Below are 18,722 nucleotides of genomic sequence, written 5' to 3'. Positions count from 1 at the left end.
GCGGTGCGCCTGGGCGGCTCTCGTAGGAGCGGATCTTATCCGCGATCCGCACGGCACGGCGCTGGGCCGGGACATCGCGGACAAGGTCCGCTCCTACACGAGGCTTCACCTGTGGTTTGCGGTGCGCCCGGGCGGCTCTCGTAGGAGCGGATCTTATCCGCGAACCGCAAGGCACGGCGCTGGGCTGGGACATCGCGGACAAGGTCCGCTCCTACGGGCGCGCCGTGGCGTACGGCAAAAAAAGAGGGAGCCCGAAGGCTCCCCTGGAGAGACGGCCGCGGAAGTGGATCGCGGCCGTGGGCGGGTGCGCCGTCAGGCGGCGCGGAACAGGTTGTGCGGGTCGATGACGAATTTCTTCGGCACGCCGGCATCGAACTCGCCGTAGCCTTTCGGCGCGTCGTCCAGGGTGATGACTTCCACCCCGACGATGTCGGCGATCTTGATGCGGTCCCACATGATCGCCTGCATCAGCTGGCGGTTGTACTTCATCACCGGGGTCTGGCCGGTGTGGAAGCTGTGCGACTTGGCCCAGCCCAGGCCGAAGCGGATGCTCAGCGCGCCATGCTTGGCGGCCGCGTCCACCGCGCCCGGGTCCTCGGTGACGTACAGGCCCGGAATGCCGATCTTGCCGGCCACGCGGGTGATGCCCATCAGCGAGTTCAGCACGGTGGCCGGAGCCTCGTGCTGCGAGCCGGAGTGACCGTGGCCACGGGCTTCGAAGCCCACCGCGTCGACCGCGCAGTCCACTTCCGGCTCACCCAGCAGGTCGGCGATCTGCTCGTGCAGCGGGGTGTCCTTGGATAGGTCGGCGATCTCGAAGCCCTGCGCCTTGGCGTGGGCCAGGCGGGTCGGGTTGACGTCACCGACGATCACCACGGCGGCGCCCAGCAGGCGGGCCGAGGCAGCGGCGGCGAGGCCGACGGGACCGGCGCCGGCGATGTAGACGGTGCTGCCCGGACCGACGCCGGCCGTGACCGCGCCGTGATAGCCGGTGGGCAGGATGTCGGAGAGGCAGGTCAGGTCGCGGATCTTCTCCATCGCCGCGTCGCGGTTCGGCAGCTTCAGCAGGTTGAAGTCGGCGTAGGGCACCAGCACGTATTCCGCCTGGCCGCCGACCCAGCCGCCCATGTCGACGTAGCCGTAGGCGCCGCCGGCGCGGGCCGGGTTGACCGTCAGGCAGACGCCGGTGTGCTGCTCCTTGCAGGTGCGGCAGTGGCCGCAGGCGACGTTGAACGGCACCGAGACCAGGTCGCCGATCTTCATGGTTTCCACGCCACGGCCGATCTCGACCACCTCGCCGGTGATCTCGTGGCCCAGCACCAGGCCCTGCGGCGCGGTGGTGCGGCCACGGACCATGTGCTGGTCGGAGCCGCAGATGTTGGTGGAGACCACGCGCAGGATCACCCCGTGGTCGATCTGCTTGCCTTGCGGGTCCTGCATCTTCGGATAGGGGATGTTCTGCACTTCGACCTTGCCCGGGCCGAGATAAACCACACCACGATTGCCAGACATACGCATTCCTCATTGTTTGTGGGTACAAATGCGGCCCTTGGGGCGCGCGGTTTTGCACTGGGATGTCGTGTGTTGCGCGACAGGGCCGGAACAGCGGGCAGCCGGCGGTTCTGTCGGTGTTGCTCGGTGGTCGGGTGAGCGCTGGAAGAGCCTCTCACCCCGGCCCTCTCCCGGAGGGAAAGGGGTGTTTGTCGATGTTCCGGCTTCAGCCGGCTTGCGTTGCGTGCATGGGTTCGCGAGCGCCGCAGGGTTACAGCACCACCGTCCGGTTGGCGTTCAGGAACACTCGTTTCTCGATGTGGTAGCCCACGGCCTTGGCCAGGGTCAGGCACTCCACGTCGCGGCCCTTGGCGATCAGGTCCTCGGGGTAATGGGCGTGGTCCACCGGCTCGACGCCCTGGGCGATGATGGGGCCCTCGTCGAGGTCGTTGTTGATGTAGTGGGCGGTGGCGCCGACCAGCTTCACGCCCTTCTGGTAGGCCTGGTGGTACGGCTTGGCGCCCTTGAAGCCGGGCAGCAGCGAGTGGTGGATGTTGATCGCCCAGCCGTCCAGGCGCCGGCACAGCTCGGGGGAGAGCACCTGCATGTAGCGGGCGAGGATCACCAGCTCGGCGCCGGACTCCTCGATCACCCGCCAGACCTTCGCCTCCTGCGCGCCCTTGTCCTTCGGGTCGAGGGCGAAGTGGTGGTAGGGGATGCCGTGCCAGCGCGCCAGGGGTTCCAAGTCCGGGTGGTTGGAGACCACCGCCACCACGTCCATCGGCAACTGGCCGATGCGCTGGCGGTAGAGCAGGTCGTTCAGGCAGTGGTCGGCCTTGGAGACCATGATCACCACCTTGCTGCGGTAGCCCGGCGGGGTCAGCTCGACGTTCATCTGGAAGGGCGAGACGCGCTCGGCGAGGCCGGCGCGGAAGGCCGCCTCGTCGAAGCCGTCGGCGGCACGGAACTCGATGCGGATGAAGAAACGCTGCGCCAGGCGGTCGTCGAAGGAGTGGTGCTCGGTGACGTAGCAGCGCTGCTCGAACAGGTAGCGCGTGACCACGTCGACCGTGCCCAGCAGGCTCGGGCTGTCGGCGGTGAGGATCCAGGTATCGGGAGTGCGGCTCATGCTCTGGCTCCGATGGGGTAGCGCCCCTCTCCCGGCGGGAGAGGGGACCGGGCGCGGCTCAGGCGGCGACCTGCAGGCCGTACTCGGCGCAGGCGTCCTGCAGCCACAGCCAGAAGTAGTCGGAGAAGCTGCGGCGCACCACCAGCTCCCAGGTGTGCTCGCCGGTGTGGCGGATCACCAGCTGGGACTTGGCGAAATTGGTGCCGACCGCCTTGCCCACCGGGAAGTTGCTCGGATGCACGTCGTAGCCGGTGGACTTCATCAGCACGTCGCGGACCTTGGCGCCTTCCAGCTCCAGCAGGGTCTGGCCGCCGCTGACGTTGATCACCGAGTAGTGCAGGTCCTCGCCCAGGGCCTCGCGCAGCCGCTGTTCGACGGCGAATTCCTCACCGCCGGGGACGATCAGCAGCCACTCGTCCGGGCCGAGCCACTGCAGCGAGGTGTCGCCGCTGGCCACCAGGGTCAGGGCCACCGGCAGCTCCAGGCCCAGCGCCTTGTGCACGCCGCCGGCGAAGGCCGGGTCGTGGGCGTCGCCACGCAGGGTCAGGTGGCCGAGGAATTTCTTCTCGCGCAGGGTCACGCCGGCATTGGCCACCTTGCGCGCGGCGAGCCGGTCCAGCTCGGCGTGGTGCAGGGGCGATTCGGCCTGGATGCCGTCTTCGGGGCGTTGCTGGTAGAGGTTGGCTTTGCTCATGTTCTGTTCACCTTGGGGCGCGCTGCGCCTGGAAATCGGTCAGCCCGCTCCGCTGCCGGAGCGGGCGCGATGGATCAATCCACGTTCTGCCGTTCGCCTTTCGGGTCGTAGAACACCGAGCTGCAGATCTCCGCTTCCACCACACGGCCGTCGGCCAGCGGGGCGTAGACCTTCTCGCCCATGCGCTTGAGGCCGCCCTTGACCACCGCCAGGGCGAAGCCGTGGCCGAGGCTGCTGCTCATGTAGCTGGAGGTGACGTGGCCGACCATGTTCATGGGGATCGCCTGCTGGGTGCTGAACACCAGCTGCGCGCCCTCGGGCAGGACGTCCATGGGATTGCTGGGTTTGAGGCCGACCAGCTGCTTGCGGTCGTCGCGCAGGCAGTCGGAGCGGTTCATGCCGCGCCAGCCGATCCAGGAGAACGGCTTGGTGCGGCCCACCGCCCAGCCCATGTTGAGGTCGTCCGGGGTGACCGAGCCGTCGGTGTCCTGGCCGACGATGATGAAGCCCTTCTCGGCACGCAGGACGTGCATGGTCTCGGTGCCGTACGGCGTCAGGCCGTACTTGGCGCCGTGCTCGACCAGGGCCTCCAGCACGCCCATGGCGTAGTTGGCCTGGATGTTCACCTCGTAGCTCAGCTCGCCGGTGAAGGAGATGCGGAACACCCGCGCCGGCACGCCGGCGACCTTGCCTTCCTTCCAGGTCATGAAGGGGAAGGCGTCCTTGTCCAGGTCGATGTCGGTGACTTCGGCCAGCAGCTTGCGGCTGTTCGGGCCGGACAGGGTGAGGGTCGCGTAGTGGTCGGTGACCGAGGTGAAGTACACCTTCAGCTCCGGCCATTCGGTCTGGTGGTACAGCTCCAGCCACTCCAGCACGCGGGCGGCGCCGCCGGTGGTGGTGGTCATGACGAAGTGGTTGTCGGCGAGGCAGGCGGTGACGCCGTCGTCGAAGACCATGCCGTCTTCCTTGCACATCAGGCCGTAGCGCGCCTTGCCCACGTCGAGCTTGGTCCAGGCGTTGGTGTAGACGCGGTTGAGGAACTCGCGGGCGTCCGGGCCCTGGATGTCGATCTTGCCCAGGGTCGAGGCGTCGAGCAGGCCGACGCTTTCACGCACGGCGCGGCATTCGCGGGCCACGGCGGCATGCATGTCTTCGCCGCGCTTGGGGAAGTACCAGGGGCGCTTCCACTGGCCGACGTCCTCGAACTCGGCGCCGTTCTTCACGTGCCAGGCGTGCAGGGCGGTGAAGCGCACCGGCTCGAACAGGTGGCCGCAGTGACGGCCGGCGACGGCGCCGAAGGTCACCGGGGTGTAGTTCGGGCGGAACATGGTGGTGCCGGTGTCGGCGATGCTCTTGCCCTGGGCGCGGGCGGCGATGGCCAGGCCGTTGATGTTGCCCAGCTTGCCCTGGTCGGTGCCGAAGCCCAGCGCGGTGTAGCGCTTGACGTGCTCGATGGACTCGAAGCCCTCGCGGCAGGCCAGTTCGATGGCGGCGGCGGTGACGTCGTTCTGGGTGTCGACGAACTGCTTGGGCGCCCGCGAGGTGGACTTCTCGTGGGGCACCTGGAACAGCGCCAGGGTGGCGTCCTCGGCACGCTCGGCAGCGGCCGGCAGGTCGCCGTCCACTGCCTTGAAGCCCGCGTCGACAGCCGCCTGGCTGCCGGCCTGGTAGCCGTCGGCCAGGGCCTCGGCGAGGCGGAACACGCCGTTCACCGCGCCGGCGCAGATACGCTTCTGGAAGGCCAGGCCGGGGACGAAGGCAAGGATGTCCTCGCGCCATTCCGGCTTGCCGCCCAGGTGCGAGGCCAGGTGCACCACCGGGCTGTAGCCGCCGGAGCTGGCGATCAGGTCGCAGTCCAGCCATTCGCCCGGGGCGGTGACCTTGTGGCGGAAGGTGTCGATGGCGGCGACTTTCGCACCGCTCACGCGCTTGCTGCCGCGGGCCTCGATCACCGCGCTGCCGGTGATCACGCGCATGCCGCGCTTGCGTGCTTCCTCGACCCACTGGCCCTGCGGGTTGGGGCGCGCGTCGGCGATGGCGACCACCTGCAGGCCGGCTTCCTGCCAGTCCAGGGCGACGCGGTAGGCGTAGTCGTTGTTGGTGGACAGCACCAGCTTCTTGCCCGGCGCCACGCCGTAGCGGCGCACGTAGGTGGAGACGGCGCCGGCGAGCATGTTGCCCGGCACGTCGTTGTTCGCGTAGACCAGCGGCCGCTCGTGGGCGCCGGCGGCCAGCACCACGCGCTTGGCGCGCACGCGGTGCACGCGCATGCGCACCTGGCCCAGCGGCGCGGTCTCGCCGAGGTGGTCGGTGCGGCGCTCGTGGATGGTGAGGAAGTTGTGGTCGTGGTAGCCGTTGACCGTGGAACGCGGCAGCAGGATCACGTCCGGGCAGGCTTCCAGCTCGGCGATGGCCTTGGCCACCCATTCCTCGGCCGGCTTGCCGTCGAGGGTTTCGCGGGTGTCGAGCAGGCTGCCGCCGAATTCTTCCTGTTCGTCGGCGAGGATCACCCGCGCGCCGCTGCGCGCGGCGGCCAGGGCGGCGGCGAGACCGGCGGGGCCGGCGCCGACGATCAGCACGTCGGCGTGGTGGTTCATCCAGTCGTAGCTGTCCGGGTCCACTTCGGTGGGCGCGCGGCCAAGGCCTGCGGCCTTGCGGATGTACTTCTCGTAGGTCAGCCACATGGACTGCGGGTACATGAAGGTCTTGTAGTAGAAGCCGGGCGGCATCATTTTCCCGCCGACCTTGCCGAAGATCCCCATGAGGTCGTTCTGCACGTTCGGCCAGCCGTTGGTGGCGGTGGCCACCAGGCCGCTGTACAGCGCCTGCTGGGTGGCGCGCACGTTGGGCACCTGGGTCGCTTCGCGCGAGCCGATCTGCAGGATGGCGTTGGGCTCCTCGGCGCCGGCGGCGACGATGCCGCGCGGGCGCGAGTACTTGAAGCTGCGGCCGAGGATGTCGACGCCGTTGGCCAGCAGGGCGGCGGCCAGGGTGTCACCGGCGAAGCCCTGGTAGCTCTCGCCGTTGAAGCTGAAGGTCAGCGGCTTGTTGCGGTCGATGCGACCGCCACGGGACAGGCGATTGATCTGGCTCATGACTAGGCCTTCTCCACGGCGGGCTGGACGGCGGATTTCTTCTCGGCACCGGCGGCGGTGATGCTGGGTTTTTCGCCGATCTTGTAGGTTTCGAGGATTTCGTAGGTCACCGTGTGGCGGGTGACGTTGAAGTACTGGCGGCAGCCGGCGGCGTGCACCCACAACTCGTGGTGGATGCCGCGCGGGTTGTCGCGGAAGAACATGTAGTCGCCCCACTGCTCGTCGGTGCAGGCGCCGGGGTCGAGCGGGCGCGGGATGTGCGCCTGGCCCTTGGCGTGGAATTCCTCTTCGGAACGCAGCTCGCCGCAATGGGGGCAGAAGATGTTCAGCATGGTCGGGGCCCTCTTAGTGCGCGACGGCGGCAGCGCCGTGTTCGTCGATCAGCGCGCCGTTGTGGAAGCGTTCGATGGAGAAGGGCGCGGCCAGCGGATGCGGCTCGCCCTTGGCGAGGGTGGCGGCGAAGACGTTGCCCGAGCCGGGGGTGGCCTTGAAGCCGCCGGTGCCCCAGCCGCAGTTGAAGAACAGGTTCTTCACCGGGGTCTTGCCGATGATCGGGCAGGCGTCCGGGGTGGTGTCGACGATGCCGCCCCACTGGCGGTTCATGCGCACGCGGGAGAGCACCGGGAACATCTCGACGATGGCCTGCAGGGTGTGCTCGATCACCGGGTAGGAACCGCGCTGGCCGTAGCCGTTGTAGCCGTCGATGCCGGCGCCGATGACCAGGTCGCCCTTGTCCGACTGGCTGATGTAGCCGTGCACGGCGTTGGACATGATCACGCTGTCGATGATGGGTTTCAGCGGCTCGGAGACCAGCGCCTGCAGCGGGTGGGATTCGATCGGCAGGCGGAAGCCGGCGAGCACCGCCATGTGCCCGGAGTTGCCGGCGGTGACCACGCCGACGCGCTTGGCGCCGATGAAGCCGCGGTTGGTCTCGACGCCGATCACCGCGCCGTCCTGCTTGCGGAAGCCGATCACTTCGGTCTGCTGGATCAGGTCCACGCCCAGGGCGTCGGCGGCACGGGCGAAGCCCCAGGCCACGGCGTCGTGACGGGCCACGCCGCCACGGCGCTGCACGGTGGAACCCATGATCGGGTAGCGCGCGCTCTTGGTGCAGTTCAGGTAGGGAATCTCTTCGGCCACCTGCTGGGCGTTGAGCAGCTCGCCGTCCACGCCGTTCAGGCGGTTGGCGCTGACCCGGCGTTCGCCGTCGCGCATGTCCTGCAGGGTGTGGCAGAGGTTGTAGACGCCGCGCTGGGAGAACATGACGTTGTAGTTGAGGTCCTGGGACAGGCCTTCCCACAGCTTCATGGCGTGTTCGTAGAGGTGCGCGGCTTCGTCCCACAGGTAGTTGGAACGCACGATGGTGGTGTTGCGCGCGGTGTTGCCGCCGCCCAGCCAGCCCTTCTCGATCACCGCGACGTTGGTGATGCCGTGCTCCTTGGCCAGGTAGTAGGCGGTGGCCAGGCCATGCCCGCCGCCGCCGACGATGACCACGTCGTACACCGGCTTGGGCGTGGGCGTGCGCCACATGCGTTGCCAGTTCTCGTGGTGGCTCAGGGAGTGCTTGAACAGGCCGAAGCCGGAGTAGCGTTGCATGGGGTGCTCCTGAATATCTCGTGTCGCGGCGTTCTGCCTGTAGGAGCGAGCTTGCTCGCGAACCCGCTGCGGGGGTATTCGCGAGCAGGCTCGCTCCTACAAAAGAGCCTCGGGAAATCTCAACGGTAGACCGGGAAGTCCGCGCACAGCCCGGCGACCTGGGTGGCCACCTTGGCCTCGACGTCGGCGTCGCCCAGGTGGTCGAGCACGTCGCTGATCCAGCCGGCCAGCTCGCGGCACTGTTCTTCCTTCAGCCCGCGGGTGGTCACCGCCGGGGTGCCGATGCGGATGCCGGAAGTGACGAACGGGCTCTGCGGGTCGTTCGGCACGGCGTTCTTGTTCACCGTGATGCCGACGCGGCCGAGGGCGGCGTCGGCTTCCTTGCCGGTCAGGCCCTGCTTCACCAGGCTGATCAGCATCAGGTGGTTGTCGGTGCCGCCGGAGACCACGTCGTAGCCGCGCTGGATGAACACCTTGGCCATGGCCTGGGCGTTCCTGATCACCTGGGCCTGGTAGTCCTTGAAGCCGGGCTCCAGCGCTTCCTTGAAGCACACCGCCTTGGCGGCGATCACGTGCATCAGCGGGCCGCCCTGGGCGCCGGGGAACACCGCGGAGTTGAGCTTCTTCTCGATCTCCTCGTTGCCGCGCGCCAGGATCAGGCCGCCGCGCGGGCCGCGCAGGGTCTTGTGGGTGGTGGTGGTGACCACGTCGGCGTAGGGCAGCGGGTTCGGGTAGAGGCCGGCGGCGACCAGGCCGGCGACGTGGGCCATGTCGACGAACAACAGCGCCCCGACCTTGTCGGCGATGGCGCGGAAGCGCGGGAAGTCGAGGGTCTTGGAGTAGGCGGAGAAGCCGGCGACGATCATCTTCGGCTTGTGCTCCACGGCCAGGCGCTCGACCTCGTCGTAGTCGATCAGCCCGGTGGCGGTGTCCAGGCCGTACTGCACGGCGTTGTACAGCTTGCCCGAGGACGACACCTTGGCACCGTGGGTCAGGTGGCCGCCGTGGGCCAGGCTCATGCCCAGGATGGTGTCGCCGGCATTGAGCAGCGCGAGGTACACGGCGGCGTTGGCCGAGGAGCCGGAGTGCGGCTGGACGTTGGCGTAGTCGGCGCCGAACAGCTGCTTGGCGCGGTCGATGGCCAGCTGCTCGACTTTATCCACATGCTCGCAGCCGCCGTAGTAACGCTTGCCCGGATAGCCTTCGGCGTACTTGTTGGTCAGCCCGCTGCCCTGGGCCTGCATGACGCGCTTGCTGGTGTAGTTCTCCGAGGCGATCAGCTCGAGGTGGTCCTCCTGGCGGGCCTCCTCGGCATCCATTGCCGCGAGCAGTTCGTCGTCATAGCCCTGGATCTGGTCGTGCTTGCTGAACATCGCTGGGTCTCCTGCGGCGCGGGACGTGCGCCAATGGCTGGTGCGGGACCGAGCGGCCCCCTTGACTGCGATGGTATGACCGGCCCTGCGGGCCCAGATGCCTATGTACGCCACGGGGAAGTGCGTTTGCGACATGGTTGTCGCACGGGGGAAGGCCGGATACTCGTCGCGTCGGGGCCGAAGAGGCTGCCAGTTGCGACACGGACGCACTAAACTGCGCGTCTTACGAAACGCGAGGACGCCATGAACCGTTCCCTGACCCTGCTTTCCGCCCTGCTGGTCGCCGCGACCCTGCAGGGCTGCGGCGACGACAGCAAACCCGTGAAGGCCGCCACCCCCGAGGCCGCCCCCGCCGCCGCGGCCACCCCGGCCGGCGACAGCTGCACCGGCCACGAGCTGGAACAGGCGCTGCCGCCGACCAAGGCCGTCTACGGCTATCCCTATCTCTCCCGCGAGTGCGGCTACGACGACGCCACCATCGTCTACGGCAAGGCCGACGGCAGCCAGCGCCTGGTGGTGACCCTCACCGATACCGGCATGCCGGCGCCGGGCGCCGACCAGCAGGGCGAGGCCGCCCGGCAGTACCTGGCCGCCCAGGCCAAGGTGCGCGAGACCACCAGCAAGAACATCGCGCTGCTCAACTCCGCGCGCCAGGCCGCGCTGCAGAACGGCACCGCCGCGCAGTTCGGCGGCGAGCAGTACCTGCCGGTGATCGACAGCACCCGCATGGGCGACCCGCTGGCGATCAGCGTGCCGGGGCCGGACGACAAGACCGGCGAGTCGACCCTCACCGGCCTGATCAAGGGCCGTTACGTGCTCAACATGAGCTCGGTGGACAAGCCCAACGGCGGCACCACCCAGTCCCTGCGCGAGCTGTTCGTGCCGATCTCCGAGCAGATGGCGCTGACCAAGCTGCCCTGATCGACCGCCAGGCCTCTCGCACAGAGAGGCCCCGCGCCCCCTCCGGCGGCGAGCGACTATCCGTTGCTACGCTGCTGCCAGACGTACCACGTTTTCCGAGGCCGCCCATGACCGACAACACCCAGCAGTTCGCCAGCGACAACTATTCCGGTATCTGTCCCGAGGCCTGGGCCGCCATGGCCGAGGCCAACCGCGGCCACGAGCGCGCCTATGGCGACGACCAGTGGACCGCCCGCGCCTCCGACCATTTCCGCGAGCTGTTCGAGACCGACTGCGAAGTGTTCTTCGCCTTCAACGGCACCGCGGCCAACTCCCTGGCCCTGGCGTCCCTGTGCCAGAGCTACCACAGCGTGATCTGCGCCGAGACCGCCCACGTCGAGACCGACGAGTGTGGCGCGCCGGAGTTCTTCTCCAACGGCTCCAAGCTGCTGCTGGCGCGCACCGACGCCCAGGGCAAGCTGACCCCGGAGGCGATCCGCGAGATCGCCCTCAAGCGCCAGGACATCCACTACCCCAAGGCGCGCGTGGTCACCATCACCCAGGCCACCGAGGTCGGCACCGTCTACCGCCCGGACGAGCTGCAGGCGCTCAGCGCCACCTGCCGCGAGCTGGGGCTGCACCTGCACATGGACGGCGCGCGCTTCTCCAACGCCTGCGCCTCGCTGGGAGCGACGCCGGCGGAGCTGACCTGGAAGTCCGGCGTCGAGGTGCTCTGCTTCGGCGGCACCAAGAACGGCATGGCGGTGGGCGAGGCCATCCTGTTCTTCAACCGCGAGCTGGCCGAAGGCTTCGACTACCGCTGCAAGCAGGCCGGCCAGCTGGCCTCGAAGATGCGCTTCCTCGCCGCGCCCTGGGTCGGCGTGCTGCAGGACGACGCCTGGCTGCACTACGCCAACCACGCCAACCAGTGCGCGCGCCTGCTGGCCGAGCGCGTGGCGGACGTGCCGGGCGTCAGCCTGATGTTCCCGGTGGAGGCCAACGGAGTCTTCCTGCAGATGTCCGAGCCGGCGCTGGAAGCCCTGCGCCAGCTGGGCTGGCGCTTCTATACCTTCATCGGTGCCGGCGGCGCGCGCTTCATGTGCTCCTGGGACACCGAGATCGCCCGTGTCGAGGCGCTGGCCGCCGACATCCGCAGGGTGATGAACGCCGTCTGACTTGTCCCCAGGCGCTGGGGACGGTTGCTCGCGCAAGCTGTCCCCTTCCTGTGGATGAATGGCTGCAAGCCACGGTGGGCGTGGCTTGCAATGACGCGATCAAAATTCGATCAGTGGCGCTCTTCGTAGGAGCGAGCTTGCTCGCGAACCGAGGTCCGCCCGCCTCCCATATTTGCCAGGAATGAGCGGATGTTCGCGAGCAAGCTCGCTCCTACGAGGGGCCGGCAGTTCGGAGCAGGCTGCCGCTGGCCATCAAATCCTGGACAGCCTTGTGATAATGCTGTGGATAAGGTTTGCGGAAAGGCCCGCTGCCCACTGCCCGGCGAACCTCCCTAAAAGTCGCGTGTGGATTCGTGAAGGCCATATACGGCGCGGCTTTCAGCGCTTTTTCGGCGACTACCGAAACACTCCACAATGACTGTGGAGCCAACGCTGGCAAAACTGTGGATAGACTGTTGGCGCGTGGCTGCGAGGCAGGCGTGGCGTGCCTCCGGAAAGGTTGCCTGTTTTTTGATCAACCGCGGTTTTTCAATGGCTTGCGAGCCTGTGTATCGATTCTCCGGACTTTCCTGTGTACGGCTTGTCCTCCGCTATCCCCGGAATGTGTTGACCTCGCTGTGCGGCACCTGTGGAAAAGAGCCCGGGAGGCGCGACTGGCGGGGCCTCCGCAGGGTTGTACGAATATTGACCAGGCGTTTGCGCAAGTCATTGATCCACAGATGCTTTTCCCCAGCCAGCGGGGCTGCGCAAAACTTTCCACAATGCCTGTGGGGCGAATCCCGCAGAAGGTGTGGACAACCTGTACCCAGATCGCTGGACGCCTTGCCGGGCGCGGCTCCGTCGCGTCAGGTCGTTTTTTGACCAATCGCTGCGGGCCCGATGGATTCTGGCTTCCGGCGGATTTCGCGCGATGTTTTCCACACTGGCTGTGCAGCGTTCTGCCGGGAAGGTGTGGGCGGGTTGTGGATGGATCGCTGTAGCAGCGATGGCTGCTGGGTTGCGCCGGGGTGATCAATTTTCATCCATGGGCGCCGGAGGTGACTGCCTATAATCCATGAACTGCGAAGCAGGAACCCTGGGGGCGGGAGATCAGCATGTCCAGTTACTCGGTGGAACAGATCCGCACGGTCGCCCTGGTCGGCCACGGCGACAGCGGCAAGACGCTGCTCGCGGAAGCGCTGCTGCAAGGCAGCGGCGCGATCACCAGCATGGGTTCGCTGGAGCGCGGCGACACGCTCTGCGATTCCGATCCCATGGAACGTGATTACCATCACTCGCTCGCCGCCGCCCTGGCGCATTTCGAGTACGAGGGCGCGCACGTGCGCCTGATCGATACGCCCGGCTATCCCGACTTCATCGGCCATGCGCTGCCGGCGCTGGCGGCGGTGGAGACCGCGCTGGTGGTGGTCAACGCACAGAACGGCATCGAGCTGACCACCCGGCGGATGATGGACTGGGCCGGCGAGCGCGGCCTGTGCCGGATGCTGGTGGTGAACAAGATCGATGCCGAGCGCGTCGACCTGCCGGCGTTGCTGGCGGATTTGCGCGAGGCGTTCGGCAAGGAAGTCCTGCCGCTGAACCTGCCCGCCGAGGGCGGCGCACGGGTGGCGGACTGCTTCTTCGAGCCCGATGGCGAGGCCGACTTCTCCTCCGTGGCCGAGGCGCACCAGGCGCTGGTGGACCAGGTGGTGGAAGTCGACGAGGCGCTGATGGCGCATTACCTGGAAGAGGGCGAGGTGGCGCCCGAGGCGCTGCACGAGCCCTTCGAGCGGGCGCTGCGCGAGGGCCACCTGATTCCGCTGTGCTTCGTCTCGGCGCGCACCGGCGCGGGCATTGCGGAGTTGCTCAGGGTGCTGGCGCGGCTGGCGCCCAACCCCGCCGAGGGCAACCCGCCGCTGTTCGTGCGCACCGACGAGAGCGGCGCGGTGCATGACTTCCGTTCCTCGCCAGATCCCGATGGCCATGTCCTGGCCCATGTGTTCAAGGTGGTGATCGACCCCTTCGTCGGCCGCCTGGCGGTGTTCCGCGTGCACCAGGGCACGCTGCAGCGGGACATGCAGCTGTTCGCCGGCGATGGCCGCAAGGCGTTCAAGGTCGGCCACCTGCTGCGCCTGCAGGGGCGGAAGCATGAAGAGGTGCCGCACCTGATCCCCGGCGACTTCGGCGCCCTGAGCAAGGTCGACGAACTGGAGTACGGCGTGGTCCTGCACGACTCCCACGACGAGGACCACATCCGCCTCAAGCCGCTGAATTTCCCCACGCCCATGCAGGGCCTGGCGATCGATGCCAGCCGCCGCGGCGACGAGCAGCGCCTGGCGGAGGTGCTGCAGCGCCTGCAGGCCGAGGACCCCTGCGTGCGCCTGGACTACAACGCCTCCACCCAGGAAACCGTACTGCGCGGCATGGGCGAGCTGCACCTGCGCTACCTGCTGGAGCGCATGTCCGGCCAGTACAAGCTGGAGGTGCAGACCCGCGCGCCCAGCGTGCCGTACCGGGAAACCGCCACGCGCATGGCGGAGGGGCACAGCCGGCACAAGAAGCAGACCGGCGGCGCCGGGCAGTTCGGCGAGGTGTTCCTGCGCGTGGAACCGCTGCCGCGCGGCGGCGGCTTCGAGTTCATCGATGCGGTCAAGGGCGGGGTGATTCCCGGCCAGTTCATCCCCTCGGTGGAGAAGGGCGTGCGCTCGGCGCTGGCGGCGGGGCCGCTGGCGGGCTTCCCGGTGGCCGACGTCAGGGTCACCGTCTACGACGGCAAGAGCCATTCGGTGGACTCCAAGGACATCGCCTTCCAGGCCGCCGGGCGCAAGGCGATGCTCGATGCGCTGCGCAACGCCGGCGGGATCGTCCTGGAGCCGGTGGTGAGCATCGAGGTGACCGCGCCGGATGCGCGCCTGGGCGATATCACCGCCGACCTGACGGGCCGCCGCGGCCAGGTGATGGGCACCGAGTCGCTGTCGAGCCATGTCGCGCTGGTCCGCGGCCAGGTGCCGCTGGCCGAGCTGGAGGGCTACGCCAACCGGCTCAAGTCGATCACCGCCGGGCAGGGCCTCTACGACCTCTCGCCCAGCCACTACAGCGCGGTGCCGCAGGATGTGCAGCAGCGCCTGTCCAGCAGCTACAAGGCGGCGCCGGAAGAAGACTGAAGCGGTGTGGATATTCGTCGCGGCCGGGACGTGGAACGCGCCCCGGCTGCGCTGTCGCGCGCCCGTTGCGGGCGTGCCCGCGCGGGTTGACAAAGTCAGGTGGCATGCGGGTTGCAGACGGGATCGGGACGGCCAGCCGGTCCGGCCGCGGGTGTCTCCGGCCTTGCGCCGGCACCTCCGCAGCCTGTGGATAACCCGGTGGGTAACGTGTGCGGCGGGTGGGGGCAGGCTGTGATCAGTCTTCGCCCGCCGGGTCCTCGCCGGCGATGCCGCCGCCCTGCGCCATGGCCGTCGCGGGGTGAGGCCCCTGGTGGCCGGCCGGGGGCTTGATTACCCTTGCGCTTTTGCCAGGGGAGCACGAAGGATCATGGACGGACGGACGACGGATGCGTCCCTGGGGCAACTGTTGCTGAAGGGATTGCTGGAGGTTGCCTGGATCGGTGTCCTGATGGCGCTCGCTGCGCTGTTGCCGCTGGCCTGGATGGCCCTGGGCTGGCTGGCGCTGCTGGGCGCGGAATGGGCGACGGACCGCTGGCGCGGCAAGGTGCCGTTCCGTCTGCAGCAGGCGCTGTTCTTCTGGATCCTGGGTGGCGGCCTGGCACTGAGCCAAGCATTGCCGGGATTCTGGACGGGGCTCGGCGCCGGCCTTGGGCTGATCATCGTCTGCCTGCTGGTGCAGATGCGTTTCGAGCGTGGCTTGCGCCTGGAGCGCCAGAGCCCCGAGCCGCTGGACGTCCCGTTGCCGCCCGGCGCCAGCGCCTGGGGCGGCGGGGAACCGCAATGCACGCCGGAGGGCGAGCCGATCCGGGTGATCGGCGGTGGCGAGATCGCCATGGGCGGCCCGGTCATCTGCGACTACCTGATGCCCGACGGCTGTTTCATTCCCGACGGCAACCCTTCGGCGCGCTTCTCCAGCGACGGCCGCCATTTCGTTTCGCCGATGCCCAGCCGGGGCGCGTGGGGGCTGCTGATCTTCGACCGCCGGGAGCGCCTGCTCTACCGCTGCCCCGTGAGCGATTTCTGGGAGCTGGACAGCGTCAGCGAAACCGAGGTGATCGGCCGCTGCAGCCCCCTGACCTCGAACGCGCCGCAGCGCCTCGACCTGCAAGCGCTCAAGGCCACCGCCGAGGCCGAGCCCTTCGTCGCCATCGGTGATCTCTGGCTGCCGCAAGGCGAGTGGCAGCGCTGGGCCGTGGACCTGCAGCCGCAAGCGCTCCCGGCGCCGGCCGGAGGCCCGCGCCTGGAAAGCCGCCCCTGGCTGCCGGACAGCCTGCTGGCGCTGGACGATCCCTTCGAGCCCTTGCGCGCCTGCCCGGCCGAGCTGTGGATAAACGGCCAGGCCAGCGGCCTGTACCTGTCCAGTCGGCAACCGGCGATGGCCTGGCGCGATGACGCTCAGGCGCTGCTGTTCCAGGCCGCGCGCGAGCCACTGGGCCGCGCGCGCTACTGGCTGTGGCGGCACGCGGGCGGCGTACAGCCGTTGGGCGAGCCGTGGACCGCGTTGCCTGACGAGCCCCATGTCGGCGCTCCCGAGCTGCTGGCGCTGGAAGACGGCCGGGCCCGCTTCGGCCTGGTGCTCGCCCAGCCCTGCCTGTCGTACGAGCAGCATGGCTCGCTGGGGTCGTACAGCTACTCGACCCTCTTCCTGCTCCAGGGCCACGGGCCGGACGACCGCCCGCGCTGGGTCGAGTCCGACATGCCGCGCCTGGATCTCCTGCTGCCCCTCGATGGGCCGGGCGGCAGGCCGGGCTGCCGGTTGCAGAGCGCACCGCTGGCCGACGGCCGGCGAGCGACCTGGGAATGGCGGCGCGATGACCCCGATGCGGAGCGTGGCGCCTATGCGCTGCGGCTCGGTGACTGGCAGCTGGACGGCGAATGGCTGATCGACCACCGGGTATCCGATTGCGGCCGCTACCTGGCCCTGGTCGCCTTCGCCGAGGCGCCGACGCTGCCGCAACGCCTGGCCATCCTCGACTGCCAGGAGCGCCGCCTGGACTGGCTCGACGAGCCGCTGGCCGATCTCCACCTGCAAGGCTTCGTCGACGGCAAGGTGCATCTGGTGCGTCTGCTCGGGCGCAACGCCTACCAGCCGCCGAGCGGGCCGGGCGAGGGGGATCCCGGCCTGCTGCGGCGTTTCGACGAGGCCCTGCCGGCAGCGCAGGCGTGGCACGCGTTCAGCCGCGGGCACGACGACTGGCGGCTCTATTACGAGCAGGAGCGGGTGGCCTTCGACGGCCTTGCCTGGCGGCGGCAGGCCAGGGTGCGCTGGCTGGATGCGCCGCCACGCGCCTGGAGCGACGGCGGCTTCGTCCTGCCGGCAGCGGTCGCGGGGGATGCGGCCTGGGGCTTCGGCTTCGACTACGACGCCGTCCACCGGGACGAGGACGTGCGCGCCGGCTTCAGCCGCGCCGGTTACCTGCTCACCGCCTCGGGCATCGGTATCGCCGGGCTGGCGGCGCCGATGATCTGGTCCGCCGATGGCCGCTACCTGGCGCTGACCCGGCACGTCGGGCGCTACGAGGAAAGAGGCCTGGAGGCGGACCAGTGGCGTCTGCTGCTGCTCGACGTGCGGGAGCGCACGCTGCGCCGCTATCGCGACAACCTGGGCGGATGGCCGTGCTTCGAGGCCTTCGATGCCGACCTGCAGTTCCGCAGCGGCAGCGACGATCCGCGTGCAACCGCCAGGTCAGGGCGCTACGTGCTCGACCTGGACGCCCTGCTGAAGGCGCCCGCCGAGCCGCTGCGGGCCTGCGGCGAGCGCTGGCTGCCGGCGGAGGAGCTGCCGCGGCGGGAGTACTGGGAGCGCCTGGCGTTTCCGCCGCGGCCTTAGTATTCGATCACCACGTCGCCCTTGGGGATGCTGCAGCAGGACAGGATGTAGCCTTCGGCCACGTCTTCGTCGGTGATCCCGCCGTTGTGCTCCATCTCCACTTCGCCGGAGCGCTTCATCACCTTGCAGGTGCCGCAGATGCCCATGCCGCAGGCCTTGGGGATGTGCAGGCCGAGCTTGGCGGCGGCGGCGTGGACGGTCTCGCCCGGCGCCACGCGGATGCTCTTGCCGGTTTCGGTGAATTCCACCTGGTGCTGGTCGGCCACCGGCACGTCCGCCGCCTCGGCGGCTTCGGCGGCGAGTTCCTTCACCTCCTCGCGGACTTCCGGCGGCGTCGGGCCGAAGGCCTCCTCGTGGTAGCGGGACATGTCGAAGCCTTCGGCTTCGAGCAGGCGCTTGACCGCGTGCATGTAGGGCGTGGGGCCGCAGCAGAAGATTTCCCGTTCGAGGAAGTCGGAGGCGATCATCTGCAGCATCGGCTTGTTCAGGTAGCCACGGTAGCCGGCCCAGGTCTCGCCGATCTCGTACTTCTCGCAGATCAGGTGCAGCTTGAAGTTGGCGATCCGCGAGGTCATGTGGTCGAGCTCGCGGTGGTAGATGATGTCCTTGGGCGTGCGCGCGCTGTGCACGAAGATCATGTCGACGTTGCCGTTGGTGTCGAAGAACCAGCGCGCCATGGACATCACCGGGGTGATGCCGACGCCGCCGGAGAGGAACAGCACCTTCTCCGCCGGGAAGTCGATGGCGTTGAAGTTGCCCACCGGGCCGTGCACCGGGATCTGGTCGCCTTCCTTGAGGTTGTCGTGCAGCCAGTTGGAAACCTTGCCGCCGGGCACGCGCTTGATGGTGATGGAGAAGCTGTAGGGCACCGAGGGCGAGCTGGAGATGGTGTAGGAGCGCATGATCGGCTGGCCGTCGATCTCCAGCTCCAGGGTGACGAACTGCCCGGGCTTGAAGAAGAACATGATCGGCGCATCGGCCATGAAGCAGAAGGTGCGCACGTCCCAGGTTTCCTGGATGGCCTTGACGCAGCGCACCAGGTGGCGGCCGTTGGTCCAGGTCTGGGTATTCACCGGATTGAGGAAGTTGTTCGTCGACATGCTGTCTCTCCGCGCACGCGGGCCGCGTGCGGCCTGATGGGGCAGCGCCGGGGCCGGTGCGCGTCGCGGACGACGCCGGGAGCACGGGCCTTCCGGCATGCCTGATGGGGCCGATTGTGTGCACGAGGCCGCCGCGTCCATTTACCTGCCAGCGACATTTGCATGCTCATCGCGACCTGCCACCTGGGGTGCGGGC

The 18,722-nt window shown here is 68.5% G+C and carries 12 protein-coding genes; 4 read left to right on the top strand and 8 right to left on the bottom strand.

From position 1 onward, the window contains the following. Nucleotides 1–312: 312 nt before the first annotated feature. The 7 genes from fdhA to glyA form a co-directional block, all read right to left on the bottom strand. Nucleotides 313–1,512 (bottom strand): formaldehyde dehydrogenase, glutathione-independent, encoded by a 1,200-nt coding sequence (gene fdhA / locus AC3B6A_RS26980; RefSeq protein WP_488400153.1) that lies wholly within the window; start codon nucleotides 1,510–1,512, stop codon nucleotides 313–315. A 250-nt stretch (nucleotides 1,513–1,762) separates the two neighbouring features. Continuing rightward, nucleotides 1,763–2,620, bottom strand: coding sequence for a formyltetrahydrofolate deformylase (locus AC3B6A_RS26975; protein WP_488400152.1), 858 nt, complete (start codon nucleotides 2,618–2,620; stop codon nucleotides 1,763–1,765). Between the two features lie 58 nt (nucleotides 2,621–2,678). Next, complete coding sequence (locus AC3B6A_RS26970) at nucleotides 2,679–3,314, bottom strand: sarcosine oxidase subunit gamma (protein ID WP_488400151.1); 636 nt, start codon at nucleotides 3,312–3,314, stop codon at nucleotides 2,679–2,681. A gap of 74 nt (nucleotides 3,315–3,388) precedes the next feature. Then, a complete protein-coding gene (locus AC3B6A_RS26965) occupies nucleotides 3,389–6,409 on the bottom strand; it encodes a sarcosine oxidase subunit alpha (RefSeq protein ID WP_488400150.1) in 3,021 nt (1,006 codons plus the stop codon). A 2-nt stretch (nucleotides 6,410–6,411) separates the two neighbouring features. Next, a complete protein-coding gene (locus AC3B6A_RS26960; protein WP_488400149.1) occupies nucleotides 6,412–6,741 on the bottom strand; it encodes a sarcosine oxidase subunit delta in 330 nt (109 codons plus the stop codon). Between the two features lie 13 nt (nucleotides 6,742–6,754). Next, nucleotides 6,755–8,005 carry a sarcosine oxidase subunit beta gene (locus AC3B6A_RS26955; protein ID WP_488400148.1) on the bottom strand — a complete coding sequence of 417 codons (1,251 nt, stop codon included), beginning with the start codon at nucleotides 8,003–8,005 and terminating at the stop codon, nucleotides 6,755–6,757. 119 nt (nucleotides 8,006–8,124) lie between these two features. Then, nucleotides 8,125–9,378, bottom strand: a complete 1,254-nt coding sequence (gene glyA / locus AC3B6A_RS26950; protein WP_488400147.1) for a serine hydroxymethyltransferase — start codon at nucleotides 9,376–9,378, stop codon at nucleotides 8,125–8,127. 243 nt (nucleotides 9,379–9,621) lie between these two features. On the opposite strand from glyA, the gene AC3B6A_RS26945 reads away from it, so the two are divergent. The 4 genes from AC3B6A_RS26945 (at nucleotide 9,622) to AC3B6A_RS26930 (ending at nucleotide 17,426) form a co-directional block, all read left to right on the top strand. Then, nucleotides 9,622–10,299, top strand: coding sequence for a hypothetical protein (locus tag AC3B6A_RS26945; protein ID WP_488400146.1), 678 nt, complete (start codon nucleotides 9,622–9,624; stop codon nucleotides 10,297–10,299). 107 nt (nucleotides 10,300–10,406) lie between these two features. After that, nucleotides 10,407–11,453, top strand: a complete 1,047-nt coding sequence (locus AC3B6A_RS26940; protein ID WP_488400145.1) for a threonine aldolase family protein — start codon at nucleotides 10,407–10,409, stop codon at nucleotides 11,451–11,453. Nucleotides 11,454–12,547: 1,094 nt separating this feature from the next. Beyond that, nucleotides 12,548–14,596, top strand: a complete 2,049-nt coding sequence (fusA, locus tag AC3B6A_RS26935; protein ID WP_488400144.1) for an elongation factor G — start codon at nucleotides 12,548–12,550, stop codon at nucleotides 14,594–14,596. A 367-nt stretch (nucleotides 14,597–14,963) separates the two neighbouring features. Beyond that, a complete protein-coding gene (locus AC3B6A_RS26930) occupies nucleotides 14,964–17,426 on the top strand; it encodes a ferredoxin (RefSeq protein ID WP_488400143.1) in 2,463 nt (820 codons plus the stop codon). On the opposite strand, the gene gbcB is transcribed toward AC3B6A_RS26930, so the two are convergent. Further along, nucleotides 17,423–18,526, bottom strand: coding sequence for a glycine betaine monooxygenase reductase subunit (gene gbcB / locus AC3B6A_RS26925; RefSeq protein WP_488400142.1), 1,104 nt, complete (start codon nucleotides 18,524–18,526; stop codon nucleotides 17,423–17,425). The two genes, AC3B6A_RS26930 and gbcB, sit on opposite strands and share 4 nt — an antisense overlap. Between the last annotated feature and the right edge of the window lie 196 nt (nucleotides 18,527–18,722).

It is taken from the genome of Pseudomonas sp. B12(2026), assembly GCF_057767015.1.
This window is presented reverse-complemented; position numbering and strand designations above follow the sequence as displayed.